The organism is Polynucleobacter sp. JS-JIR-5-A7 (assembly GCF_018687935.1).
Lineage (GTDB): Bacteria > Pseudomonadota > Gammaproteobacteria > Burkholderiales > Burkholderiaceae > Polynucleobacter.
Map to the genome: position 1 here is coordinate 1,423,384 of NZ_CP061308.1, position 24,935 is coordinate 1,448,318.

26 protein-coding genes are annotated in these 24,935 nt (G+C 46.5%); 10 read left to right on the plus strand and 16 right to left on the minus strand.

The window, feature by feature from the left end:
- Positions 1-22 precede the first annotated feature (22 nt).
- From AOC29_RS07365 to AOC29_RS07385, 5 genes are all read left to right on the plus strand, one after another.
- On the plus strand, positions 23-1,258 hold the full coding sequence (locus tag AOC29_RS07365) for an ABC transporter substrate-binding protein (RefSeq protein ID WP_251369956.1): 1,236 nt from the start codon (positions 23-25) through the stop codon (positions 1,256-1,258).
- Between the two features lie 116 nt (positions 1,259-1,374).
- Complete coding sequence (locus AOC29_RS07370) at positions 1,375-2,229, plus strand: branched-chain amino acid ABC transporter permease (RefSeq protein ID WP_251369957.1); 855 nt, start codon at positions 1,375-1,377, stop codon at positions 2,227-2,229.
- Positions 2,230-2,242: 13 nt separating this feature from the next.
- Positions 2,243-3,202: a branched-chain amino acid ABC transporter permease gene (locus AOC29_RS07375; RefSeq protein WP_215295189.1), complete on the plus strand. Its 960-nt coding sequence runs from the start codon at positions 2,243-2,245 to the stop codon at positions 3,200-3,202.
- Entirely contained in the window at positions 3,202-3,954 is a 753-nt protein-coding gene (locus AOC29_RS07380; protein WP_215295190.1) for an ABC transporter ATP-binding protein, read from the plus strand. Before AOC29_RS07375 ends, AOC29_RS07380 begins: the two co-directional genes overlap by 1 nt.
- A 13-nt stretch (positions 3,955-3,967) precedes the next feature.
- Positions 3,968-4,672 (plus strand): ABC transporter ATP-binding protein, encoded by a 705-nt coding sequence (locus tag AOC29_RS07385; protein WP_215295192.1) that lies wholly within the window; start codon positions 3,968-3,970, stop codon positions 4,670-4,672.
- A gap of 43 nt (positions 4,673-4,715) precedes the next feature.
- Here AOC29_RS07385 and AOC29_RS07390 read toward each other — a convergent pair whose 3' ends face one another.
- Positions 4,716-5,219 (minus strand): YqaA family protein, encoded by a 504-nt coding sequence (locus tag AOC29_RS07390; RefSeq protein WP_215295194.1) that lies wholly within the window; start codon positions 5,217-5,219, stop codon positions 4,716-4,718.
- A 155-nt stretch (positions 5,220-5,374) separates the two neighbouring features.
- On the opposite strand from AOC29_RS07390, the gene AOC29_RS07395 reads away from it, so the two are divergent.
- Entirely contained in the window at positions 5,375-6,544 is a 1,170-nt protein-coding gene (locus AOC29_RS07395) for an acyl-CoA dehydrogenase family protein (protein WP_215295195.1), read from the plus strand.
- Between the two features lie 21 nt (positions 6,545-6,565).
- Positions 6,566-7,750 carry a CaiB/BaiF CoA-transferase family protein gene (locus tag AOC29_RS07400; protein WP_215295197.1) on the plus strand — a complete coding sequence of 395 codons (1,185 nt, stop codon included), beginning with the start codon at positions 6,566-6,568 and terminating at the stop codon, positions 7,748-7,750.
- Here the strand turns inward: AOC29_RS07400 and cls are convergent.
- Genes cls through AOC29_RS07415 form a run of 3 tightly spaced genes read right to left on the minus strand, consistent with a single transcriptional unit; the run spans position 7,747 to position 10,174 of the window.
- Positions 7,747-9,225 carry a cardiolipin synthase gene (cls, locus tag AOC29_RS07405; RefSeq protein WP_215295199.1) on the minus strand — a complete coding sequence of 493 codons (1,479 nt, stop codon included), beginning with the start codon at positions 9,223-9,225 and terminating at the stop codon, positions 7,747-7,749. The genes AOC29_RS07400 and cls overlap by 4 nt on opposite strands.
- A complete protein-coding gene (locus tag AOC29_RS07410) occupies positions 9,222-9,974 on the minus strand; it encodes an endonuclease/exonuclease/phosphatase family protein (protein WP_215295201.1) in 753 nt (250 codons plus the stop codon). Before AOC29_RS07410 ends, cls begins: the two co-directional genes overlap by 4 nt.
- Entirely contained in the window at positions 9,971-10,174 is a 204-nt protein-coding gene (locus AOC29_RS07415; protein ID WP_215295203.1) for a hypothetical protein, read from the minus strand. Before AOC29_RS07415 ends, AOC29_RS07410 begins: the two co-directional genes overlap by 4 nt.
- A gap of 67 nt (positions 10,175-10,241) precedes the next feature.
- Between AOC29_RS07415 and AOC29_RS07420 the strand changes: the two genes are divergently transcribed.
- A complete protein-coding gene (locus AOC29_RS07420; RefSeq protein ID WP_215295205.1) occupies positions 10,242-10,937 on the plus strand; it encodes an ABC transporter permease in 696 nt (231 codons plus the stop codon).
- Positions 10,930-11,637: an ATP-binding cassette domain-containing protein gene (locus AOC29_RS07425; RefSeq protein ID WP_215295207.1), complete on the plus strand. Its 708-nt coding sequence runs from the start codon at positions 10,930-10,932 to the stop codon at positions 11,635-11,637. The genes AOC29_RS07420 and AOC29_RS07425 overlap by 8 nt, the downstream gene beginning before the upstream one ends.
- Positions 11,638-11,648: 11 nt before the next feature.
- Here the strand turns inward: AOC29_RS07425 and AOC29_RS07430 are convergent, their stop codons facing one another.
- The 12 genes from AOC29_RS07430 to AOC29_RS07485 all read right to left on the minus strand — a co-directional run bounded on the left by AOC29_RS07430 (position 11,649) and on the right by AOC29_RS07485 (position 22,608).
- On the minus strand, positions 11,649-11,939 hold the full coding sequence (locus AOC29_RS07430; RefSeq protein WP_215295209.1) for a hypothetical protein: 291 nt from the start codon (positions 11,937-11,939) through the stop codon (positions 11,649-11,651).
- 10 nt (positions 11,940-11,949) lie between these two features.
- Positions 11,950-13,005: a formate dehydrogenase subunit gamma gene (locus tag AOC29_RS07435; RefSeq protein ID WP_215295211.1), complete on the minus strand. Its 1,056-nt coding sequence runs from the start codon at positions 13,003-13,005 to the stop codon at positions 11,950-11,952.
- Between the two features lie 47 nt (positions 13,006-13,052).
- Complete coding sequence (locus tag AOC29_RS07440) at positions 13,053-13,289, minus strand: hypothetical protein (RefSeq protein WP_215295213.1); 237 nt, start codon at positions 13,287-13,289, stop codon at positions 13,053-13,055.
- Positions 13,289-13,945, minus strand: a complete 657-nt coding sequence (gene fdh3B / locus AOC29_RS07445; RefSeq protein ID WP_215295215.1) for a formate dehydrogenase FDH3 subunit beta — start codon at positions 13,943-13,945, stop codon at positions 13,289-13,291. The genes AOC29_RS07440 and fdh3B overlap by 1 nt, the downstream gene beginning before the upstream one ends.
- A 27-nt stretch (positions 13,946-13,972) precedes the next feature.
- Complete coding sequence (locus tag AOC29_RS07450; protein ID WP_215295217.1) at positions 13,973-16,951, minus strand: formate dehydrogenase subunit alpha; 2,979 nt, start codon at positions 16,949-16,951, stop codon at positions 13,973-13,975.
- 65 nt (positions 16,952-17,016) lie between these two features.
- Positions 17,017-17,238, minus strand: coding sequence for a hypothetical protein (locus tag AOC29_RS07455; RefSeq protein WP_215295218.1), 222 nt, complete (start codon positions 17,236-17,238; stop codon positions 17,017-17,019).
- Positions 17,239-17,354: 116 nt separating this feature from the next.
- On the minus strand, positions 17,355-17,987 hold the full coding sequence (locus tag AOC29_RS07460) for a molecular chaperone (RefSeq protein WP_215295220.1): 633 nt from the start codon (positions 17,985-17,987) through the stop codon (positions 17,355-17,357).
- Positions 17,984-20,074: a 4Fe-4S binding protein gene (locus AOC29_RS07465; RefSeq protein ID WP_215295222.1), complete on the minus strand. Its 2,091-nt coding sequence runs from the start codon at positions 20,072-20,074 to the stop codon at positions 17,984-17,986. The genes AOC29_RS07460 and AOC29_RS07465 overlap by 4 nt, the downstream gene beginning before the upstream one ends.
- 11 nt (positions 20,075-20,085) lie before the next feature.
- Positions 20,086-20,652, minus strand: a complete 567-nt coding sequence (locus tag AOC29_RS07470; protein WP_215295224.1) for a DUF3306 domain-containing protein — start codon at positions 20,650-20,652, stop codon at positions 20,086-20,088.
- Entirely contained in the window at positions 20,649-21,164 is a 516-nt protein-coding gene (locus AOC29_RS07475) for a DUF3305 domain-containing protein (protein ID WP_251369958.1), read from the minus strand. Before AOC29_RS07475 ends, AOC29_RS07470 begins: the two co-directional genes overlap by 4 nt.
- 32 nt (positions 21,165-21,196) lie before the next feature.
- Positions 21,197-22,285, minus strand: a complete 1,089-nt coding sequence (gene apbC / locus AOC29_RS07480; RefSeq protein WP_215295228.1) for an iron-sulfur cluster carrier protein ApbC — start codon at positions 22,283-22,285, stop codon at positions 21,197-21,199.
- Between the two features lie 128 nt (positions 22,286-22,413).
- Positions 22,414-22,608: a heavy-metal-associated domain-containing protein gene (locus AOC29_RS07485; protein ID WP_215295230.1), complete on the minus strand. Its 195-nt coding sequence runs from the start codon at positions 22,606-22,608 to the stop codon at positions 22,414-22,416.
- 51 nt (positions 22,609-22,659) lie between these two features.
- Here AOC29_RS07485 and AOC29_RS07490 point away from each other — a divergent pair, with 51 nt between their 5' ends.
- The gene (locus tag AOC29_RS07490; protein ID WP_215295233.1) at positions 22,660-24,933 is read left to right on the plus strand and encodes a cation-translocating P-type ATPase; all 2,274 of its coding nucleotides are present in this window, start codon (positions 22,660-22,662) and stop codon (positions 24,931-24,933) included.
- Positions 24,934-24,935 lie beyond the last annotated feature (2 nt).

The window sequence follows — 24,935 nt, forward strand, 5'->3', positions numbered from 1 at the left end:
GTTTTATATGGAGGAGACAACCATGAAACAAAAAGTAACGAATCAAACTAGAAGAAAGATGTTGATTGGCGGCGCTGCTGCTGCAAGCACCCCACTTTGGCTCAACGTTGCCAATGCCCAAGCCGAAACTATCAAGATTGGTTTTCCAACTCCATTGACTGGGCCATTCTCTGCTGAAGCGCAAGACCAAGTCAAAGCTGCTGAACTGGCTATTAAAGAATTCAATGATGCTGGTGGATTTAATGGTCGTAAAGCAGAACTTCTAGTACGCGACGACAAACTTAATCCTGGTGAAGCCGCTACTCGTACACTCGAATTGATTGAAAAAGATAAAGTGAATTACGTGGTTGGCTCTCTTTCTGCCGCTACCCAACTCTCCATCAATGCCGTATGTAAAGAGCGCAAAGTTCTCTTTAACTCCATCAGCCAATCTGATGCGATTAACGAAGTAAAAGATTGGAGTGTCTATACATTCCATGAAGCTTTGAACCCAACCATGACAGCGGGTGCAGTAGCGCGCTACTCCATTCCCCGTTTCGGCAAGAAGATTGTGTTCCTCACTGCTGACTATGCGTACGGACATGAGATGGTGCGTGCGTTTGAGCGCGCTGGTAAGGAAATGGGTGCCACTACCTTGGCTGATATTCGTCATCCATTGGGTGCATCGGATTACTCAGCATTCTTACCACGCATTAAAGCCTTGAACCCTGATATTTTGGTGCTCTGTAACTTCGGACGGGATTTGGTAAATGCTGCCAAACAATGTACTGACTTTGGTCTGAAATCGAGTATGAAGATCGTGACACCAGTCTTGTTGTACACCTCACGTTTAGCAGGTGGTCCAGAGGCGTTTGAAGGCATCATCGGTGGCACCTCTTACTACTGGGGTCTAGAAGATCGTATTCCAACAGCCAAAACATTTAACGATGCTTTCCGCAAGATGTATAACGGCTCTGTTCCATCCGATTACGGTGCATTAGGTTACGCTGGCGTGAAGAGCGTATTGGCATCGGTCAAGATTGCTAAGTCCACCGACACTATGAAAGTAGTGAGTGCGATGGAGAACCTCAAGTACGACTGGTACAAAGGTCCTGAGTACTATCGCAAGTGCGATCACCAAGCAGTTCAAACCGTCATCATCGTAGAGTCTAAATCTAAGAATATGAAAGACAAATATGATGTCTTCAATATTTTGACAATTGAGCCTACTACTGAGAAGAACATGCGCTCCTGCGCAGAGTTAGGTCACAAAGCCTAATAGCAAAATCAGGGAGGATCAGTTGATCTTCCCCGAACCACTCCCCTTGAACCTGATGGTCTTGGGGAGTTTTTCTGAGTACATTTATGACTGGTCTGACGTTTGAACTTTTATGCATGCAACTGCTTACGGGAATTGCCCTAGGCAGTATCTATGCGCTTTTAGCGCTGGGTTTATGCCTCATTTTTGGCATGCTCAACGTAGTGAACTTTGCCCATGGCGCTTTTTTTATGGTCGGCGCTTTCTTGGGCGTGTATTTCTTAGGTGTCACTGGCAACTTCTGGTTTAGTTTAATCCTCACACCTTTGCTCACTGGATGTCTTGGCTTGGTAACGGAACGCTTCTTAGTAAGACCGCTTTATGGTCGCGGACTAGACTACCCGCTGCTGCTCACTTTTGGTCTGTCATATGTATTGATTGAAGTTATGCGCGTGACATTTGGTATCGAAGGCTTACCCTCCATCACTCCTGATGGCTTAACTGGCACCATGAACGTTGGCATTGGTTACTTCCCCAAATACAGACTCTTTTTGATTGGTGCAACAGCGCTCATTATTTTTGGCGTTTGGTTCTTGATTCAAAAGACACGCTATGGCCTCATTATTAAAGCAGGCGCGGCTGATCAAGAGATTGTTAAAGTACTCGGGGTCGATATCGCCAAAGTATGGCTCTTAGTGTTTGGTCTGGGCTGTGCTATTGCTGGCCTGTCAGGCATCCTGGCTTCACCAACCCGCTCCGTCAACCCAGAGATGGGTATTCCAATTTTGGCGGAGTCATTTGTGGTGACTGTAGTTGGCGGCATGGGCTCACCCGTTGGCGCTGTGGTTGCGGGCTTATTGGTTGGCGTGGTTTACAGCATGACCTCCCTCTTCTTTCCTGACCTGTCCGAATTATCTATTTTTGTATTAATGGCTGTTGTCTTATTAATTCGACCACAAGGCCTCTTTGGCAAAGCGGGGGCGATGGGCTAAGGCTCCGTATTTTATGAATTCATTTTTCCAACTCATCGCTCGTCATCGCGTTTTAGCGAGCACCCTATTCTTAGCGATCTTCCCGTTCATCATGCCGTATGAGGCGCTGGCAATTAATATCCTCATCTTTGGTTTATTTGCCATGGGCTTTAACCTGCTGTTTGGCTACATGGGCTTGCTCTCATTTGGACACGGAGCCTTTTTGGGTATTGGCAGCTACCTTACTGGTATCAGCATCGTTCACTATGGCTTAGGATGGGCTACTGCCATCTTGGTAGGCGTGATTGGTGCTGCAATTGGCGGACTCATCATGGGCTTTTTAGCGATCCGCACTCGGGGAATTTATTTCTCGATGGTGACATTAGCGCTTGGCCAAATTGTCTATTACATCTTCTACAAAGCAGAAAGTCTGACTGGGGGTGAAAATGGTTTACGTGGTGTCCGCGTCGACTCATTCAACATCTTTGGCATCCCAGTTGACTTCCTCAACCCCATGGTGAAGTACTACATCATTCTCTTCTTCGTAGTCATTGCGATTTGGTTGATCTCCCGTATTTTGAACTCACCGCTAGGTGCAGTCATGGAAGCCATTCGTGAAAATGAAAAACGCGCAGCAGCCTGTGGCTTTGATGTCGCTAGAACTAAATTGCTCGTATTTGTATTGTCAGCTGCCATTTGTGGATTAGCTGGATCATTACGAGCCCTACACCTTTCCATTGTTCCGATTGATTCCTTGCATTATCTGCAATCTGGTCAAGCGGTGATGATGAGTATCTTGGGCGGTATGGGCACCTTCTTTGGTCCATTTGTAGGTGCCGCAGTAATGCTCTACCTTGAAGACGTTGTTACCACCTTTACAAAACATTGGATGGCGGTGGTTGGCCTAGTATTTATGTTCTTTGTGCTGTTCTTCCCTAAAGGTATCTGGGGAACCATTCTGAGCAAGCTGCAAGTTAATCGGGATTTAAAATAATGAATAGCGTAAGCACTCCTATTCTTGAAGCGCGCAATGTCAGCAAGAGCTTTGGTAAATTCAAAGCCCTACAAAATGTTTCTACCAGCTTTATGCCTGGAACATTAACCGCGATCATTGGCCCTAACGGCGCAGGGAAGAGCACTTTCTTTAACGTCTTAAGTGGCGCATTCCCTCCGACTAGCGGAGAAATCCTCTTTAACGGCAAAGATATTACCGGCATGCAGCAACATGAGTTTGCACGTATTGGTATTTCTAAAAGCTTTCAGATCACGAATGTTTTTAAGCAACTGACCGTTCATGAAAATGTTCGCGTAGCTGCACAAATGGAAACGGCCCGCTATAACTTTCTGCGAAATGCCCAAAGCTATCCAGGTCCGATTGAACTCGCAGAGCAACTTCTACACCGCGTGAACTTAGAGCATCTGCGCAATAAGAAAACGGGTGATCTTGCTCATGGTCAACAACGGGCTCTAGAAATTGCGATGGCTTTAGCTTGCAACCCCAGCCTCCTCCTTTTGGATGAGCCTACTGCAGGCATGTCCCCCGAAGAGACCTTAGTCATGATGGAACTCATTCGTACTTTGGCTAGCGAGCGCACCGTCATTTTGGTAGAACACAAGATGAAACTCATTATGGGCTTATGCAAGCGCATCATCGTGTTACATCATGGTGAATTTTTAGCTGAGGGCACTCCCGAAGAAATCCAAAATAATGCTGAGGTGCGTCGGGTGTACCTCGGTCATGGTTAATTGAAGGTTCCTTATGTTGCGCATTGAAAACTTAAACGCTTGGTATGACCGCAGTCACGTCTTGCAAGGCATCTCACTTGAAGTAAATAAAGGAGAAATTGTGACCTTAATGGGTCGCAATGGTGCCGGTAAGACCACTACCCTGCGCTCACTCATGGGCTTGCTCTCTAAACGTCAAGGCAAAGCCTCAATCGATGGCACATCCTTTTTAGATCTGCCTGCACATGAGCGCTTTCACTTAGGTCTGGCTTATGTACCAGAAGACCGCCGCATTGTTCCAGGTTTGACTGTTAAAGAAAATCTGGAGTTGGGTGTGATTGCCCAAAAGAGTCGTGGTGATATGAGCGCTTTAGTAGATGAAATTGCTGAGACCTTTCCTAGGTTGAAAGAGCGTCTTCAACAGGATGGCACTTCCATGTCGGGTGGAGAACAACAAATGCTCGCCATTGCTCGCGCCATGATTGCTAAACCAAAAGTCATTTTGCTCGATGAACCCTCTGAGGGCATCATGCCAGTCTTAGTAGAAGAAATGTTTGAGCTCTTTGCAAAACTGAAGCAGCAAGGTTTAACGATTCTGTTAGTTGAGCAAAATGTCCAGCAAGCTTTGAGGATCTCTGACCGCGCTTATATCTTGGATCAGGGAGAAATTGTGTTTCAGGACACTGCTCAGAATCTTCTCAACAACGACGAGATCCAGCAGAAGTATTGCGCTGTTTAGTTCGCTGCTTAGTTAGCTTTTGAGTTAGCCACTTGGTTGATAATTAAATCAAGTGCAACCAATGGCCTAACTGGTGCCAAAAGCTCTCAGGCACCAAGGACAACAACCAAGTTAATATTAAGTAGCGCAGCATCTTGCCGAAAAACATATACATCAGGCATGATTTCCAAGGCAGTCTTAACCACCCAGCTGCAACACACAAGGGGTCACCAAAACCGGGTAACCAAGAAAGCAGCAGCATCTTTGGTCCCCACTCTCCAAGCCAAGCTTTTAGACGACTATCTGTAGTTTCAGCAATGGATTTAATGCGACTGCGAGCGAGCAATCCCAGCCACCAATCAAGCATGCCTCCCAAGGTATTGCCAACCGTAGCCACCAGTATTGCCACCCAATACAAATGGGGATTGAGAGAAATGTAACCAAAGAGAATGGGCTCAGAGCCAACAGGAAGTAGGGTTGCTGAAACAAAGGCGCTAATAAACACTGCTGGAAGACCCACCGAGGGCATGCCAAACCATCCAAAAAAATGCGTGAGTGCGTGCTCCATGAAACGCATACCCCTTTGAGTAACTTTTTTGGGATTGATTTAATCCCATCTAGGCTATTTTGCCCTGTTTTGTGGATTCTCCATGATTTCCAAATCTTGCTTAAACTAATGCCTTTACAGCAAAAGCAGCACCCATCTTATAAAACGAGAGATTCATGAATCACCCCATTCCCAAGCCTGATCAATATCAAGATATGCGCGAAGCCTTACGCGACCTCTGTAATCGCTTTGATTCGGCTTACTGGCAAAAGATTGATCACGAACGTGGCTATCCAGAGGCATTTGTAACAGCGATGACTGAGGCGGGTTGGTTGGCCGCACTGATTCCAGAGGAATATGGTGGTTCCGGATTGGGCTTGGCAGAAGCTTCTGTCATCATGGAGGAAATTAATTTTTCTGGTGGCAACTCTGGTTCATGCCATGGTCAGATGTACAACATGGGTACGCTACTTCGCCATGGTAGTGAAGCTCAGAAAAAAATGTATCTACCGAAGATTGCCAGTGGTGAGTTGCGCTTACAAAGCATGGCGGTGACTGAACCAACAACAGGTACCGACACCACTAAGCTTAAAACAACTGCAGTCAAAAAAGGTGACAAGTATGTCGTGAATGGTCAGAAGGTTTGGATTTCTCGTATCCAACACTCAGACCTCATGATTCTCTTGGCGCGCACCACCCCTATTAATGAAGTACAACGTAAATCTGAAGGGATGTCGATTTTTATCGTTAATCTCAAAGATGCCATTGGTAAAGGTATGGAAGTCAGACCTATCGCCAATATGGTGAACCATGAAACCAACGAAGTCTTTTTCGATAACCTAGAAATTCCTGCAGAAAATCTCATCGGCACTGAAGGTCAAGGATTCAAATACATATTAGATGGCCTCAATGCAGAACGTGTGCTCATTGCTGCTGAATGTATTGGTGATGCCTACTGGTTTATCGATCGTGCACGTCGCTATGCCAATGATCGCGTAGTATTCGATCGCCCGATCGGCAAAAACCAAGGTATTCAATTTCCGATTGCTGATAGCTATATCGAAACAGAGGCAGCCAACTTAATGCGCTTTAAGGCTTGCGAACTCTTTGATAGTCATCAGCCCTGTGGTCCTGAAGCTAATATGTCAAAGTACCTCGCTGCCAAAGCCTCTTGGGAAGCAGCAAATGTTTGCCTCCAAACCCATGGTGGCTTTGGTTTTGCAAATGAATACGATGTAGAGCGTAAATTTAGAGAAACGCGCCTCTATCAAGTAGCTCCGATTTCAACAAACTTGATCTACTCTTATATTGCTGAGCACGTTCTTGGCCTACCAAGATCTTTCTGATTCTGCTAATAGGCCTTTGAGATGAGCGTTCGCCCCTTAGACGGAATTACTGTTGTTGCGCTAGAGCATGTGATTGCGGCACCATTCTGCACGCGTCAGCTAGCCGATTTAGGAGCGCGCATCATTAAGATTGAACGCCCTGGTGATGGCGACTTTGCCAGAGGGTATGACAGACAAGTCGAGGGACTGTCATCTCACTTTGTATGGGTCAATCGCTCAAAGGAGAGTTTGACGCTCGATCTCAAACAAGAATCAGCAATTGCCGTATTGAAGAATTTATTAAAGACTGCTGATGTCTTCATTCAAAATTTGGCACCTGGTGCAGCAGCCCGCATGGGACTGACTGCAGAAGCCTTGCAAAAAGATAACCCCGGTTTGATTTTGTGCGCCATCTCTGGCTACGGTAACGATGGTCCTTATCGCGATAAAAAAGCCTACGACCTCTTAATTCAGAGTGAGGCTGGCTTTCTATCGATTACTGGTACGCCTGAGACGCCGAGCAAAGCCGGTAACTCCATCGCAGATATTGCTGCCGGCATGTATGCCTACACTAATATTTTGGCCGCGCTATTGCAACGAGGTAAGACAGGTAAAGGTACTGTCATTGATATCTCGATGCTAGAAGCTCTAAGCGAATGGATGAGCTTCCCAATGTATTACGCCTACAAGGGGGCAAATCCACCCTCTAGAAATGGCGCATCGCATGCCACGATTTATCCATACGGCCCCTTCAAAGCGGGTGATGGGAAGACCGTCATGCTGGGTCTTCAAAATGAACGCGAGTGGGCGAAGTTCTGCGAGACCGTACTCGAAAATCCTGCGCTTGCCAAAGATGAGCGCTTCGATAAAAACTTCAAACGTAATGAAAAGCGTGCTGAATTACTAGAAATCATTAATACCTGTTTTAGCAAACTCAGCTCTGAACAGTTAATTGCTCGCTTAGAGCAGGCGCAGATTGCTAATGCCCATCTAAATGACATGGAAGGCTTGTGGAAGCACAAGCAATTAAAGGCACGCCATCGTTGGACAGAAGTAAACACTCCCAATGGTCAAATCCCCGCACTGCTGCCACCGGGCTTAAATGACAGCTACGAATATCGAATGGACCCCGTGCCATCGGTAGGGCAACATACTGACGCCATCCTCAAAGAGCTGGGTATAGCGGAATCTGAAATCGCTAATATGCGTGCAAGCGGAGCAATTTAAAGTAGCGGCGATGTGAGGTGGGCGGCATTCTCGAGATAGTGATGCCAACGTGGTCGCTTCGCCCAAGTCGTCATATCTATGAAATCCGATTCGTTTAAATAAGACTGCACTAGTTGGTTCAGCTTGGCGCAGAAATCTTTGTCATAGGCAATCAAGCTAATCTCGAAGTTCAAACGCAAACTGCGTTGGTCAAAATTCACTGATCCAAAGACAGCAATTCTGCTATCCACTAATAAGCTCTTGGTATGTAGCAATCCCCCGCGAAACTCTGCAATCCGCACCCCCGATCGCAATAAATCAGCGTAGTAGCTTTTACTACTCCAGGCAACCAAGGTCGAGTCATTCAACTTGGGAACAATCAGGGTCACTTTCACACCTCGTCTTGCAGAGGCCATGAGGGCCTGCAAGAGACCATCGTCTGGACCAAAGTAAGGAGTCGTAATGGTTAATTCTTCACGGGCATCAATAATGGCCGAGAGCAACACTTGATACAAAATATCATCCCGATATACGGGGCCTGATGCAAGCTCTTGCGCAATGGCAGCCCCCTCAAACGGCGCTACGGGAGGATTTCTATCATTGAAGTGCGTAATCTTAGGGTTATCAACGCTCCAGTCAAATGAGAAAGTCAGTTCAAACTGCGCTGCTACTGGACCTTCCACTCGAACCATGGCATCAACCCACTCACCCACCCCTGAGTCTTGCTTGAAAGTGCGTGGATCCACCATATTCATACTACCCGTCCACACGATGGAGCCATCAACGACAAATATTTTTCGGTGTAACCGCAGATCTGCCCGTCGAAACTGAAAGCGACCCACCTGAATCGGTAATGCTTCGGTTACTTGAATACCAGCATTGCGAAAACGCGCTGGCCATTTAGATTTAAACCAAGCAGAGCTACCTAAAGAATCTAATAGCACTTTACATGACACGCCACGTTTGGCAGCAGCGATTAAAGCCTCTCCAACACGGTCTGCATCTCCACCTAAAGCCCAAATATAAAACTCGAGGTGAAGACTTTTCTTAGCTGCATTGATCTCGTCAATAAAGCATTGCAAAATTTCGAGAGAGTTTGTATGCAGCTCAAGCTTGTTCCCAGCGATAACCGGAGAGCCATTCTTGGCCTCTGCCAACAGGCTTAAAGCTCTATCCTCTAAAGGCATCCCCAGCCTATCCTTAGCGTATTGCTGACGCATGTTCTCAGTGATCTTTTCATATTCACGATTCATGCGGGTAATTTTTCGCGTTAATTTTCGACCTACCGGGCGCTCACCAATCAGAACATATAAACCGATTCCTAACACTGGAAAAGTCATCACAATAAAGATCCAGGCAAAGGCAACGCCAACTGGCCTTCTCACCGCAATAATGACCCCAATAAAGTAAGTGACTAAGAAAAAATGGGCGAAGAGTAGCCAATTTAAGTTCAGCTCAAATGTATGTTTTAGAAATAAGCTTAGTAGGTCATTCATATCAGTTCCAGTTCTGCTGCAATGCCCAAATGATCAGACAATTTCATCCATTCATGCAAAATTTCTGCTGAATGGATCTTGAGTCCACGAACATAAATGCGATCCATGGGTAATAAGGGCTTCACGCTAGGGAAAGTCTTCGCTGGTGTGCCCGTTAAGACTTCAAACACCTCTTCAAACCCTGCAAGCCGCATAGGGGCACTGACACGGTTACGCCAGTCATTGAAGTCGCCAGCAACAATCGTTGGCGCGTCATTCGTCAATTCTCCAATATAACGAATAATCTCTTCTAATTGACGTTCCCTACCCCGTTCAAACAAAGCCAGGTGCACACAAAAACAATGGATCTCTGGGCTTCCATTACCCAACTGAATCACGCTATGCAATAGTCCACGCCTCTCAAAACGATAGGCAGAGATATCGTAATTTTTACCCTTGTGCAAAGGGTGTTTTGACAATATCGCGTTACCGTGATGACCATCTGGATATTCCACATTTTTACCGTAGTGCCAGTCATGCCAAAAATCTTCAGAGAGAAAATGGGTTAACTCAGTTAGGGGCCATTGACCAAATCGCCGAATTCTACCGCGATGCTCTTGCTGCAGTTCTTGAAGAAACAATAAATCCGGATGATGACTTCGCATCTTTTGACGCAACTGATAAATAGTGGAATGGCGATGCAGAGGTGATAGACCTTTATGCACATTCATACTCATCACCGTAAAACGACTAACTTTGATTTGGGTCATTCACTCTGCCCTGCTGCGCGCTGGCGACGTGCGCGAGCTAAATAGATCTCACCTTCCACCAGCTCTTGGCACTGCATACATTTATTACAAATAGATGCTTGGTCCCTCAACTCATCAATCGAGTCGATAGGATGGGTGTCTAGGTATTCGCGCAGGTCAATATCCAAGACCTCGTTGCAGAGGCAGACTACTTCAGCCATAAGTCACAAATTAGGGGTATGAGTCTCATTAAACTCATTTTGCCATTGCCTTGATAGAATCGAACGCATGTTGAATGCTTTTTCAGATGCCTTTGCACTTCTTGCCCACCTAGACGGCGGAGTGCTAGGGATCGTCCTAGTCTCCCTACAGGTCAGTTTGACTGCCCTCTTCTTTGGAGTTCTGTTTGGACTTCCAATCGGCGCCCTTTTAGCGACCGAAGAATTTACTGGCAAGAAAACCGTGATCGTGACCCTCAATACCCTCATGGGTGTACCCACGGTCATTATTGGGGTGATTGTTTACCTGCTTCTCTCTCGTACAGGGCCTTTAGGGACGTGGGGATGGCTTTTCACACCCAAGGGCATGATTGTGGCCCAAACACTGCTAACAACACCCTTAATTGCAGCCTTAAGCCGGCAAATTCTGGAAGATTCCTGGAAGATTCATCGAGATTCATTTATGAGCTTACGTCTGCCACTACTATCTCGCTATCAGTGGCTCATCTGGGACTGCCGCTTTTCGCTCACCATTGCCGTGCTAGCTGGTCTTGCCAGAGCCATTTCCGAGGTAGGGGCGGTCATGATTGTGGGTGGCAATATTCAAAACTCGACCCGAACCATGACTACTGCAATTGCACTAGAAACCAGCAAAGGCGACTTACCATTGGCACTTGCTTTAGGCATCGTGTTGCTGGGAATCGTGTTGATTGCAAACCTATTTACTTTTATTGTTCGTCAAATGGTGGAGCGTCGCTATGGCTGATTTGACAGAGCAATTTGAAAAGTACATTGAACTGAAAGACATTACTGTCCTTAGTAATGGTCGAACGATTCTCAACATACCTCATGCCATCATTCCGGCCGATCGGATTACAGCATGCATAGGGCCAAATGGGGCTGGTAAAACTACGCTCTTAAAACTACTCGATGGCCTAATCAAGCCTGATACCGGAACGGTGAACTATTCCTTTAGAAATAAGACAGCATTGGTTTTACATCACACACCCATGATTAAAGCCTCAGCTAGAACCAATATCAGCCTGGTGAGAGATGCAGATTCTGCAATCACTTTGAGTGAGATTGATCAAGTGATTGAGCGGGTGGGGCTCAAGAATTTAAGCGCTAGCCCAGCACACAAGTTATCGGCTGGCGAAATACAGAAACTGTGCCTTGGCAGAGCTATTTTGCAAAAACCGAATTTGGTGTTGCTGGATGAACCCACTGCAAACCTCGATCCTAGCGCCACCGAGCAAGTTGAAGACATCATTCGAGAATTTAATCAACAAGGATCTGATGTGATTTTTTCATCACACCAACTCGCGCAAGTGCAAAGGCTTGCGCAGTACATCCTCTTTATTGATCAAGGTGAGATAAAAGAAAAGGGACCCGTAGGCCCCTTCTTTTCAAATCCTCAAACATCAGCAGCGAAGCGTTACTTACATCAAGAATTGCTAGCTGATTAGAGGCTAATCAATTACTTTGCTGCAGGTGCGGCGGGCGCAGGTGCAGCCGCTGCAGCAACTGGCGCCACAAACGGTGGCGGCGCTACACAAGCTGCAGGTGCAGCAGTTCCTGATACTTTATAGCGTTCAGCCACTCGATTTTGAGCTTGGCAGAGTTGAAATGCACCCACTCTGTCACCGTAAGCAGTTTTAGCTTTCGCCAAAGTGGCGGCTTCTTGTGCCTCAGGAGTTAATGGTGGCAATGTTGCCATCACCGATGCACTAGTTAGCGCGCAGAATGTAAAAGCAATGATCTTTTTCATGGCTTTGTCCTTATTTATTAACCTTGTTGTACCAAAGCTCATGATGCTCCTTAGCCCAAGTAGCATCAACGTAGCCAGACATCATGCCGTCTGAGGAGCCTTGCATACCAATTGAACCAATATAAATATGACCCATGGCCATCGTAGTCATCAGAACTGCCGCACCGCCGTGAATAATGTTGGCAATCTGCATCGTGCCGCGAATGTATTCAACTTGCATAAATGGCACGATCATGTCTAGCACAAGACCAGATGCAGAGATCACTAAGCCCAAGAAAGTCATACCAAACCAGAACCAAATTTTCTCGCCAAAGTTAAAGAAACCTGCGGGAGGATGTTTTCCACCAAGCATTCCGCCAAATGACATGAGCCAGTTAAGATCACCTTCGCCAGGAATATTTCTAGTAGCAAACAACAGGAAGAAAATAATGATGCTCAGCGTAAATAGCGGGCCAGAATAATTATGGATATTCTTGCAAACCATCAAGAATGACCCAAATGCAGCGCCACCCATTAAAGGCATTGCGAAATACTTTCCGTACAAAATCAACATGCCAGTGAAAGCAAGTCCAACAAAGCTAATCGCCATCACCCAGTGAGTGAAGCGCTCGAAGCCATTAAAACGCTTGATTTTTTGCCCGGATAACGGCGCATGCAATTTGATTGGGCCTTTGATAATAAAGACAGCTGCAATGCCAAAGAAAGCAATCGCCAATAGCCAGCCACCGAAGACGGTAATCACTCCATTGCGAATCACGCGCCACTGCTCACCAGAGCGCTGAATTAGGACGCTAGCTTCTTTGTCTGGAATGCTGACATAGTTATATGGGTCGCTATTCGCAGAAGTAAAAATGGATGGGTTAGCTGGCTGAGCTTGCGCTTGCGTACCATTAGCCAAGCTATTCGGATTTGCTGGCACAGACGCAGGTGGAACATCCACTCCGCTAGGCGAAGGCAAGGGTGCCATTGGCCCACGCTCAGCAAAGCTCATGCCGCTCGCCAGAGTAAGTGACAAGCCTGCAGCCACCACCAAAGTGCGTAGAACTTTAGAAAATGATCGTTTCATACACATATCCTTAAACGTTTTCGTTTTATTTATTGTTGTTTAGTTGATCACTTAACGCGACTGTATTCGTTTTGACCTTGAGTACGCTTATCAACCGACTCAGTCCAACTGGCTTGATTTTTTGGGGTCCAGTTTTTGGTCATGAAGCCATTGTCCGCACCCATGTATGGTGCAACATCAGGTCGCTTAGCAGCTTTTGCTGCAATTTCTGGGGGCTCAGAACAAGCAGCCAACAGCGCTGCTGCTGCAAAACACAAACCGAGAGTTTTGAAATTGAATTTCATTATTTCGCTCCTGGAATTTTTGCAGCAGGCGTTGGAGTTGGCGCTGGAGTGTCTGGTCCACCATAAGCAGTAGTCCAACCAAAAGCCTTAGAGCCGGCATACTTGCCATTCTTCTCACGAGTGGCAACACGATTATTGAAGATGCCAGAAATAATATCGCTATCGCCACCAATCAAAGCCTTGGTAGAGCACATTTCAGCGCAAAGAGGTAATTTACCTTCTGCCAAGCGATTACGGCCATATTTCTCAAATTCAGCAACGCTACCGTTTTCTTCAGGACCACCGCTACAGAATGTGCACTTGTCCATCTTGCTACGAGAGCCAAAGGCACCCTTACTCAAAAACTGTGGGGCGCCAAATGGGCATGCAAAGGAGCAATAACCGCAACCAATACAAATGTCTTTGTCATGAAGCACGACACCTTCATCGGTACGGTAGAAGCAATCGACTGGGCACACAGCCATACAAGGAGCATCAGTACAGTGCATACAGGCCACTGAAATTGATTTCTCTTGACCGACAATGCCATCGTTCACCGTAACAACACGGCGACGATTTACGCCCCAAGGTACTTCGTTATCGTTTTTACAAGCAGTGACACAACCGTTGCATTCGATGCATCGTTCTGTGTCGCAGATAAATTTCATTCTTGCCATTGTGTTCTCCTGACTTTATTTTTTAACTTAGGCAAATTTTTCGATTTGACACATGGTGGTTTTGGTTTCTTGCATCATCGTCACCTGGTCATAACCATATGTAGTCGCAGTATTGACCGCTTCACCTTGAACTACTGGTGCTGCGCCCTCTGGATAGTACTTACGAATGTCTTCGCCCTGCCACCAGCCAGCAAAGTGGAATGGTACGAAAGCAGTTCCCTGATCAACACGCTCGGTAACCATTGCACGTACTTTGATCTTGGCGCCGGTTGGCGACTTTACCCAAACGTAATCCCAGTTCTTAATGCCACGATCTGCTGCAGCCTTAGGATTAATTTCCACAAAGTTTTCTTGTTGGAGCTCTGCTAACCATGGGTTAGAACGGGTCTCATCACCACCACCTTCGTACTCAACCAAGCGACCAGAAGTCAAAATGATTGGGAACTTCTCATATAACTTCTCATTCAAGTTTTGATCTTGAACGGTCTTATAGAGTGTTGGTAAGCGCCAGAAATTCTTCTTATCTGCAGAAGTTGGATACTTGCGCATCATCGGTGCATTGGTACTGTAAAGCGCTTCACGGTGAATTGGAACTGGGTCTGGGAAGTTCCAAACAACTGCCCGTGCTTTGGCATTTCCAAATGGATGGCAACCGTTCTTCATCACAACGCGTTGGATACCACCAGACAAATCGGTCTTCCAGTTTTTACCTTCAGCGAGTTTTTTCTCGTCTTCGGTTAACTGATCCCACCAACCTAATTTCTTCACAAAGACGTGATCAAACTCTGGGTAGCCAGTTGTAATAGCAGCACCCTTGGAATGAGATCCATCTCCGGCCAACAAACTCACTCCTTCACGCTCAACACCGAAGTTCGCGCGGAAGTTACCGCCACCCTCCATCACAGTCTTGCTGGTGTCATAGAGGTTTGGTGAACCTGGATGTTTGATTGCGGCTGTGCCGTAGCAAGGCCAAGGCAAGCCATAGTAGTCACCTGTTGTGTCGTACCCAGTCACAGGATCAACTCCACCACGAGACTTCAAGGTCTTCGGATCGAATGTTGCAACCATTCTCATATGCGCTTTGAGACGCTCAGGCGTTTGACCGGTGTAACCAATCGTCCAGACGGAACGATTAATTTCACGCAAGATATCTTCAATTTGCGGCTCTTTCCATTGCTTACCAGCAAATTTAGAGTTGAGCATCTTGTAGTTCTTGGATAGCTCTTGACCAAAACCTAAGCGATCAGCAAAAGCTTGCATGATCACATGGTCAGGAACAGATTCAAATAATGGATCGATCACTTTCTCGCGCCACTGCAATGAGCGGTTTGATGCAGTAGCAGTGCCACAAGTCTCAAACTGGGTTGCTGCTGGCAACAAATAGACATTGCGATTCTTGTTGATTGTCTGTCCTTCTGCTGGTGGCATTGCAGCCATCGCAGCGGTTGCACTTGGATAAGGATCCACTACCACCAAGAGATCCAACTTATCCATCGCACGCTTCATATCTAAGCCGCGAGTTTGTGAGTTTGGAGCATGACCCCAGAAGAACAAACCTTTCACGTTAGTCTGCTGATCAATCATGTCGTTCTTTTCAAGAACAGCATCCACCCAACGAGAAACAGTAGTACCTGACTTCTCCATCATGTCTGGTGCATAGCGACCTTTAATCCAGTCGTAATCAACGCCCCACACTGCTGCGAAGTGCTTCCATGAACCCGCTGCCAAGCCATAGTAACCAGGCAATGAATCTGGGTTAGGACCTACGTCAGTTGCGCCTTGTACGTTATCGTGACCGCGGAAAATATTAGTACCGCCACCAGACTTACCAACGTTACCGAGAGCCAACTGCAAGATGCAGGAGGCACGCACCATTGCATTACCAATGGTGTGCTGGGTTTGACCCATACACCAAACAACTGTACTCGGACGATTTGTCGCCATAGTCTTGGCCACTTGATAAACCTGTGCCTCTGGAACACCGCAAGCCTCTTCAACTGCAGCAGGCGTCCACTTTTCCATCACTTCCTTGCGGATCTCATCCATACCGTATACGCGGTCGTTGATGTACTTCTTATCTTCCCAGCCGTTTTTGAAGATGTGATACAGAACGCCGAACAAGAAAGGAATGTCGCTACCTGAACGAATACGAACGAACTGATCCGACTTAGCAGCGGTACGGGTGTAACGTGGATCAACCACAATCACTTTGCAGCCGTTTTCCTTAGCGTGCAACAACATCAACATTGAAACTGGGTGAGCTTCAGCAGCGTTGGAGCCAATATACATGGCTGCCTTGGCATTCATCATGTCGTTATAGCTATTGGTCATCGCGCCATAACCCCAGGTATTGGCTACCCCGGCAACTGTGGTCGAGTGACAGATACGCGCCTGATGGTCTGTATTGTTGGTACCAAAGAAAGAGACCCACTTACGCAGTAAGTAGGCCTGTTCATTGTTGTGCTTTGATGATCCAATAAAGAACATCGCATCTGGAGAATACTTCTCACGAATACCCTTCATCTGAGCGGTAATTTCAGTAAGCGCCTGATCCCAAGAAATACGCTGATACTTACCATCCACCAGCTTCATTGGGTAACGTAAACGATAGTCGCCATGACCGTGCTCACGCAAAGCAGCACCTTTGGCACAGTGCGCGCCCATATTGATGGGGGAGTCAAACACTGCGTCTTGACGAACCCAAACACCATTCTCAACTGTGGCATCTACCGCACAGCCTACTGAACAGTGAGTACAAATCGATCTCTTGACTTCAATCTTGCCCTTGCCGTCCAGCATGGCTTTGCTTGGCTCAGCTACAGCTTTTTGCACCAAGCTCAATTGGCTAGCAGCAATACCAGCACCGACACCGACGCCTGAACGCTTTAGGAATGTTCGACGATCCATCGTCGGCACCGCTGCTTTTAAGCCACGCGATAAGCTGCCGATGAGGCGTGATGAAGCACGACTGCTTTGTGGGGTATTTGATTTACGAGTCAGACTCATATGATGTCCCTGGGAAAGTTTTTTTATTTATTAATGATTAAATCAATTCAACTGAAACCAACTCTTTAGAGCATGGTGCTTTCGTAATACTTACGCATGTGCGCAGTAATCGTTTGGCCTTTGCTCTGATCTTTTACGGTGCTACCAATTTCTTGAATAACAGCCTTACCAATAGAGGTTTGGGAGGCTACGGCAACCGCACCTACTGCAGCGCCTGCACCAATAAAGAAGTTGCGGCGAGATGGCTTATTTTCTTCGCTAGATACAACTTTGGATTTCGTGCTCATGGCATGCTCCTATTTGGTTATTCTTGATATTCGTCAAGTGTAATTCGTATTTGCATTTTTGACACTTATATGACTTGTAGGGCTAACTAGGACTTTCCCTTTATTGCAATGCAACATTAAATCATGTCAAAACTTTGCCCCTCAATCGCTAGGAATTCTCGGGTTAGCGCGGCGATTGGACGATACAAATGCATCTCGGGAATGTCTTCAATCGCATCACATAAGTCCTCAAACCAAGGGCGAATATGCGCATTGAAAAAAACCCTTTGATTTGTAAGGTTTGATACCTCTACATCGTCACCCGCAATCAGATATCGCATCACCTCGCAAAGTGCAGAGATATGGTCCTCGGTTTCAGTAACTTCTTCAGCCGACTCAAGGCCAAATTCCTCTAATGCCTTACGAATATTGACTAAGGGTCTTTCATTTAAATGACCAGCCATATAGAAAGAGCCATTAAGAACCACATTAGGCTTGCCCACACTAATAAAGTTCAGATCAAACTCATCATGCCAAGCTTTGGCTGGATTGTTCTTGGCTACCTCAACAACATCCATCCAGGCTTTGGCCAAAGGCGCCTCATCGCTTGCATCCTGCTGGTCTGCAGTAGCCGCAATTTGATCAAGCAACTCTTGATCTGGTGGCAAATGAAAAAATCTGGCGATCAGACCATAAAGATCCGCTCTCGCCAAATCCTCTGGCAGGCCTACATCACCTACTTCAGTTGATGCATTCTCTTTTTCGCTCATGTTTCTTTTTTCACCATATCCACTACTCGACAATCACCACACATCTTTAATCTATCCATTGCCGCTCCAGCAAAGGCGCCATGAGCACCAAGCTTAGTCAGCATCAGATCAACCATCTTCGCAGTACCGAAGGGCTTTCCACAACTGATGCAGTGAAACGCTTGTGTTTCATTCAGCACTACCTTCTGTTTCCGTTGCTCAACTGTTTGTAGGCGTGGCATTAAGGTGAGAGCATGCTCGGGACAAGTTTGCGCACAAATGCCACATTGCACACAATGCTTCTCAATAAACGACAATATGGGTTCATCAGGATTATCGAGCAGCGCGCCCTCCGGACAGCTGCTGACACAAGACATGCATAAAGTGCAAGCGTCTTTGTTAATTGCCAGACCACCTAATAAAGAATTGTTTGGCAAAGCCGCGCCCAACTCAGGCAATGGTGTCTTTGCTTGCTTTTGTAAATGCTCTAGCGCAGCTTCTAAGGTTTCACGCTTTTGATTGGAGAGGCCATAACTGGCGGGGGTGCACATGACATCCAGAGCGCCCCGTTGACGCAGCGTACCCATGGCTTTCGATACACCTTGAAGATCGTCTACAGAATCAGCCATTACCAATTGGACGCGCGCTTCAAAGCCATAGGCATGCAAAATGGCATTCGCTAATTGAGCCTGCTCTTCAAGAGCGGCACGATAAGCCGGATCTTCATCACCACTTAATAGCATGATGACTTCAGCAAAGCCGTAAGTTAAAGCCCCCAACCAGAGATCTAAGCCAGTAGAGGCAATATGTTCTATACCATAAGGAATAACAAATGATGGCAGTCCTTCATATTGTTTTGGCATCACATGCGCAGAGCGGCCCAAGCCATCAATCATGCGAGTGCCAGCCTTCAAGGTATGTAAGAGCAAGCTTGGGGCGACTGATTGATTGAGCTTTTTGGCTTCAGCATGAAAAACGCTAGCCAAGGTTTTTAATTCTTTACCTTGATGCGGCACGCTTGGATAGTTATAGCGCATCGCCCCCGATGGGCATACAGTCGAGCAAGCGCCACAACCCATGCAAAGATTAGGGTTGACTTCAACACTACCTTGCCCATTTTTAAAGATAGAACGGATTGCACCGGTAGAGCAGACATCAATACAGGCACTACAGCCTACTTTACCGTTGCGTCCATGGGCACAAACTTTTTCGTTGTAGACAAAATATTTAGGCTTCTCAAACTCACCCACCAACTCTAATAATTGATTTACAACTAATGCTTGATCAAGAGGATCTTTACCAGGAGCAAAGTAGCCCTGAGGAGTTTGGCTCATCGGCATTTTTGGATCTGCGCGTAAATCCAAGATCAAATCAAATTCGGCGCTGCGTTTACGTTCCACACGATCAAATGCAATGGCGCCAATACTGGCACAGGCGGTCACACAGTCTCGATGGGATTTACATTTGTCTAAATCAATTTGAAATGAGAGATCAATGGCATTTTCAGGGCAGACTTCAACGCAAGCCCCGCAACGAGTACACATCTCCGGATCAATTGGGTTTTGTAAATCCCAATCTACTGAGAAATTACCCAGATAACCCTCAAGCTTAGTCACTACGCCGGTATAAATGGGATAGTTGCGCACTAAAGGCAAATCACCTGACTCGGTACACAACACAGAGATATCCAAAGAAGCGCCAAGCTTTTCTGCCCAAGGTAAGACCTGAGATCCAGGGCCTACTAATAACAATCTTCCCTGACTTTCATAATTCACCACAGGCACAGGCTCAGCTTCGGGCATATCAGCCAAAGCCAAAAGTGCCGCAATCTTAGGTCCTGATAATTTTGCTTCTTGCGTCCAACCGGCAACTTCGCGAATATTGACAAAGCGCAATGGCGCCACCAAAGGCTTTTCAGATTGCTCTGCTAATTCAGCAAAGAGTGCTCCCTCTTGCGTGCAAGCTACGATTAGAGAGTCAGAACCATCCAGGGCTTTTAAAAAAGATCCAACTTCCTGTCGACATAAGGAACGATGTACTGAAACACCCAAAGCCTTCGCATCCAAAGGCATCGTGCCATTACAGTTACAGACTAATTTTTGACTCATTGACAACCTTCTTAGGTTTTTTTCTGATCTGACGCAAGCGGCATTTCATCCAGACTGGCAGATTTTTCCTGCGCTTGGATTTGAGTGGATGTTAAATCACTTTGTGTGGGAGCCTCTAAAGTGGCTTGCTCAGGCTCTGCTGCTTTAGTAATCCCAGCAGGCCCTTTCTTTTGATCAGCTTCATCACTACTCTTCTTGAAGAGATTAAGCATATCGCTTTGGACCATTCTTTCTAGCATGCCAGGTGGTAAAGGATCCGGCTTGGAATAGTCATCAATATAGATATCTAGACCATCCATCACATTGAAATGGGGATCAGTAAACATCTTCTTAAGAGCGGCCTGCTGAACAGCAGGATCAACATCCGGTTTCATAAATGCAGAAAAGTCCGGCGCAAAGCGATCGATCTTTTCGACATCATCTAAAGTCGGTGGCGGTGGCACCTCAGGATCTGGCGCCTTCATTTCTGCATTTGTCTGAGCTAGTGGCTGAGTAGCTTCTTTTTGTTGCTCCGCTACTTCATCCTCTTTGCCTGCCTTACGGCGTGACCAGCGACTTAGAAAACCATCTGCCATCATTCCTCCGCTGAGCGCTCGGCGCCTTTAAATGATGCTGGCTTGTGCCGTTTTTTGGGCTCAGGTCGATAATTTTCATTGACATACTCTTGCAGCCAAGAGGCATGCTCATCATTCATGGGAACAGTGTCCACTGACTCTCCTCCATCAAGCAATCGCGCTGCTTCGTTATAGCTCACACAGATACGATGAGGAACGGCAATAGTAACTTCCGCTTTAGCCATCTCAAGTGATTGCGCATCAATATAGCGATCAATCTCTTCTTCCAAGCGCCACATCACAAACCATGCGGGTGTTGTTGCAGAAACATTCAGGTAATAGCCTTCAGCCTCATCAGGAAAAAGATTTAATTCAAAGCCGGTGAATAACCAAGATTCACCCTCGGCATCACGACCCAAGAACTGCCCTGAGATAGCGCTATTTTGATTGGCATTGAATTGTCCAAAATCAGGGAGCACTTCCTGAGGAACCCATCGGTATGACACCCATGGGTTATCCATATTTTGTTTACGCATTAGCACTGCAAAGCGCATAAGTACCCAGCGCCTTAGGTGTTCTGAACCACAATGTTCGGAAATTTGCTGCTCATATCTTTTGACAGAGTAGCAACACGAATAGCGACTTGTCTTGCGATGTTCTTATAGATTGCACTAATGGCTCCATCCGGGTCAGCAACCACAGTTGGACGACCAGCATCTGCCTGTTCACGAATCGATAAATTCAGTGGCAATGAACCCAAGAAATCAACGCCATACTCCTGACACATTTTTTCACCGCCACCACTACCAAAAACATGCTCTTCATGACCGCACTGAGTGCAAACATAAGTACTCATATTTTCAATAATGCCGATGATCGGCACACCAACTTTCTCAAACATCTTTAAACCTTTGCGAGCATCCAGCAGTGCGATGTCTTGCGGCGTAGTCACAATGACCGAGCCGGTAACAGGCACCTTTTGCGATAAGGTCAACTGGATATCACCAGTGCCTGGTGGCATATCTACGATCAAGTAATCTAGATCACGCCAGCGGGTTTGACGCAGCAGTTGCTCCAAAGCAGAAGTCACCATAGGACCACGCCATACCATTGGTGCATCTTCTTCAATTAAGAAACCAATAGAGCTAGCTTGCAAGCCATGGCCTTCCATTGGCTCAATCGTATTCTCTTCAACAGATTCTGGTCTACCGGTAATACCCAACATCATGGGCTGACTTGGCCCATAGATATCGGCATCTAATATTCCGACTTGCGCACCTTCAGCTGCTAACGCTAATGCCAAGTTCACAGCAGTGGTTGATTTACCAACTCCACCCTTACCGCTTGCAACAGCAATAATATTTTTCACGCCCGGCAATAATTTAACGCCCCGTTGCACAGCATGCGCGACAACCTGACTGCTCACATTCACGCTGACGTTTTTAACCCCAGGCAATGCGCGCACAGCATTGATAACGGATTTACGAATCAAATCAAATTGGCTTTTAGCGGGATACCCCAAAACAATATCGAACGAAACATCGCCATCTTCAATACGCAAATTTTTGAGGTTTTTAGCTGTTACAAAGTCGATCTTTGTATTGGGATCAAGCAAGCACTTAAGGGCTCCTTGTACAGCTTCTACAGTAACTGACACTACTTTCTCCTATGCTCAGTAGCTCTGAATACATTTTCAGAACTGCTTTAATTAATTTTTAGAACATCAAGTAGATTAACCGCACCAGCAAAACTTTGCTGAGCAGGTGCTTATGGATCTCTTGGTAATTATTGAATAACCGGAAAACCTGCTTCCGTAATGATCTGACTGGCCTGCGCAGCCGATAAGGAAGTTTCTAGATTGACCATCTGAGATGGCAAATCAGCCCGTACTGTAGCTTGCGGATCCTGAGCTTGAATTGCCCTCGTTACGGCATTAATACAGCCCCCACAGGTCATTCCGGATACTTTAAGACTCAACATATCAACCTTTTTGCATTGAATTTACTTGGCATGAAGTAGATTATCTTCCATATGAGCACCCTAAAAGAGATGAGTTCTGAGCTTTTTACCTTAGATATTGGTGGAATGACCTGTGCCTCTTGCGTAGGGCGGGTTGAAAAGGCGCTTCATCAGATCCCTGGAGTAGAAGCTGCCAGCGTCAATTTAGCAACTGAGCAAGCCAGAATTCGCCTCAATACATCATCCCCTAGCAACATTGCTGAGGTTATTGCGGCAGTGAATAAAACCGGTTATGAAGCGCGCTTGAGCAATCCCCACTCAAGTGCAGAGATAAAACCCTCGCATTCATTTTGGGGGTCAGATGGTCTGGGTAGAGTGTTACTGAGTTTTGCTTTATCAGCTCCACTCATCTTGCCAATGCTGTTGATGCCCTTTGGGATTCATTGGGCGCTATCTCCCAAATGGCAACTGCTCTTAGCAAGTCCAGTGCAATTTTGGCTTGGGTGGCGATTTTATAAGTCTGGTTTTAAAGCACTCCTGTCAGGCGTTGGCAATATGGATTTACTGGTTGCCATTGGGACAAGTGCTGCTTATGGTTTGAGCGTATCTCAAATGCTGACTTCACCGCATGCAGTTCATGAGCTCTATTTGGAGGGGTCTGCTGTCATTATTTGTATGGTGCTTCTAGGAAAATGGTTAGAGGCTCGTGCAAAGCAACAAACTAGTGAAGCGATACGGGCACTACAAAAACTTTGGCCAGAGCATGCAAAAGTCCTTGACCCTAGCATTGATATCGCAGAGGGTGTTCCACTCGACCAATATCGCGATCTCCCTCTAGAGCAGGTTTTCCCTAAAGACCGTGTATTGGTTTTACCTGGGGAGCGCATTCCTGTAGATGGCTTCATCTTGCTTGGATCTAGCCATGTAGATGAATCGCTCCTGACCGGAGAAAGTGAGCCAGTTAAAAAAATACTGGGTGCAAAAGTCATTGGTGGATCACTGAATGGCGAAGGCTTACTGGTGGTTGAGGCGCAAGCTGTTGGCGTAGAAAGTGTTCTTTCCCAAATCATTTCATTAGTAGAAGATGCGCAAACCCAAAAAGCGCCCATTCAAAAATTAGTAGATCAAGTCAGTGCAATCTTTGTACCGAGTGTGATTGTGATTGCCATCATCACTGGATTGGTAAATTGGTTTTACCTGGACTCTGCATCGATTGCCATACTAAGAGCAGTCTCTGTCCTAGTGATTGCCTGCCCTTGCGCTCTTGGCTTAGCAACACCTGCAGCCATCATGGCAGGAACTGGTATTGCAGCGCGCTTTGGTATTTTAATTAAAGACCCTCAAGTACTTGAGTTAGCACACCGCTTAAGTATTGTTGCGTTTGATAAAACAGGTACTCTCACGATTGGTAAACCCAGGCTTCTCAATATCATTTCATTTACTGATTCTGTAGATGAAGATGCCATCTTAGCGAGTACTGCAGGCTTACAATTGGGCAGCGAGCATCCCTTAGCTAAAGCCTTGCTAGATGGAGCTAAACAAAAAGGGGTCAGCCCAATACCACCCCTGGAAAGTAAGGCGCTAGCAGGTATTGGCATCAGCGGTAAACCGAGTGCTGGTGGTTGGATGGGTCAAAGCCTCTGCTTACAAAGTATTGCCTCACTAGATGCAAACCCACATCAAGCAGACATTATTCAAAAAGCACAAGTGTGTTTCGATGCAGGGCAGACTGTTTCTGTACTCATGAATGAAGCTACTTCGTCTCCGATTGCGATCGTTGCCTTTGGTGATGAACTCAAACCGAATGCCAAAGAGGCGATCGCTTCTTTACAGCAACTGCACATTCGTACCGTGATGCTCTCGGGTGATAACACTGCGGCAGCAAATCGCGTGGGTCAGTCCATCGGGATCGATGAAGTCTTTGCGCAGGTGATGCCAAGCAATAAAGCAGACATTATTCAGAAACTGCAATCCTCTCAAAAAGATGGTGATCGTCATTGGGTGGCGATGGTAGGTGATGGCATCAATGATGCTCCCGCTCTCGCAACAGCAGATGTTGGTATGGCCATGTCTACCGGTACCGATGTTGCGATGCAGGCTGCAGGTATTACTTTGATGCGCGGAGATCCGACTTTGGTGGCGGATGCCATTGATATCTCCAAGAGAACCTGGAGAAAGATTCAGCAAAACTTATTCTGGGCTTTTATCTTCAACTCCACCGGAATTCCGTTGGCAGCACTAGGCTATCTCTCACCAATGCTCGCCGGCAGTGCCATGGCACTCTCGAGCTTTTGCGTTCTGAGTAACGCCTTGCTCCTAAAACGCTGGCGTCCCTCTCACGCGTAAGC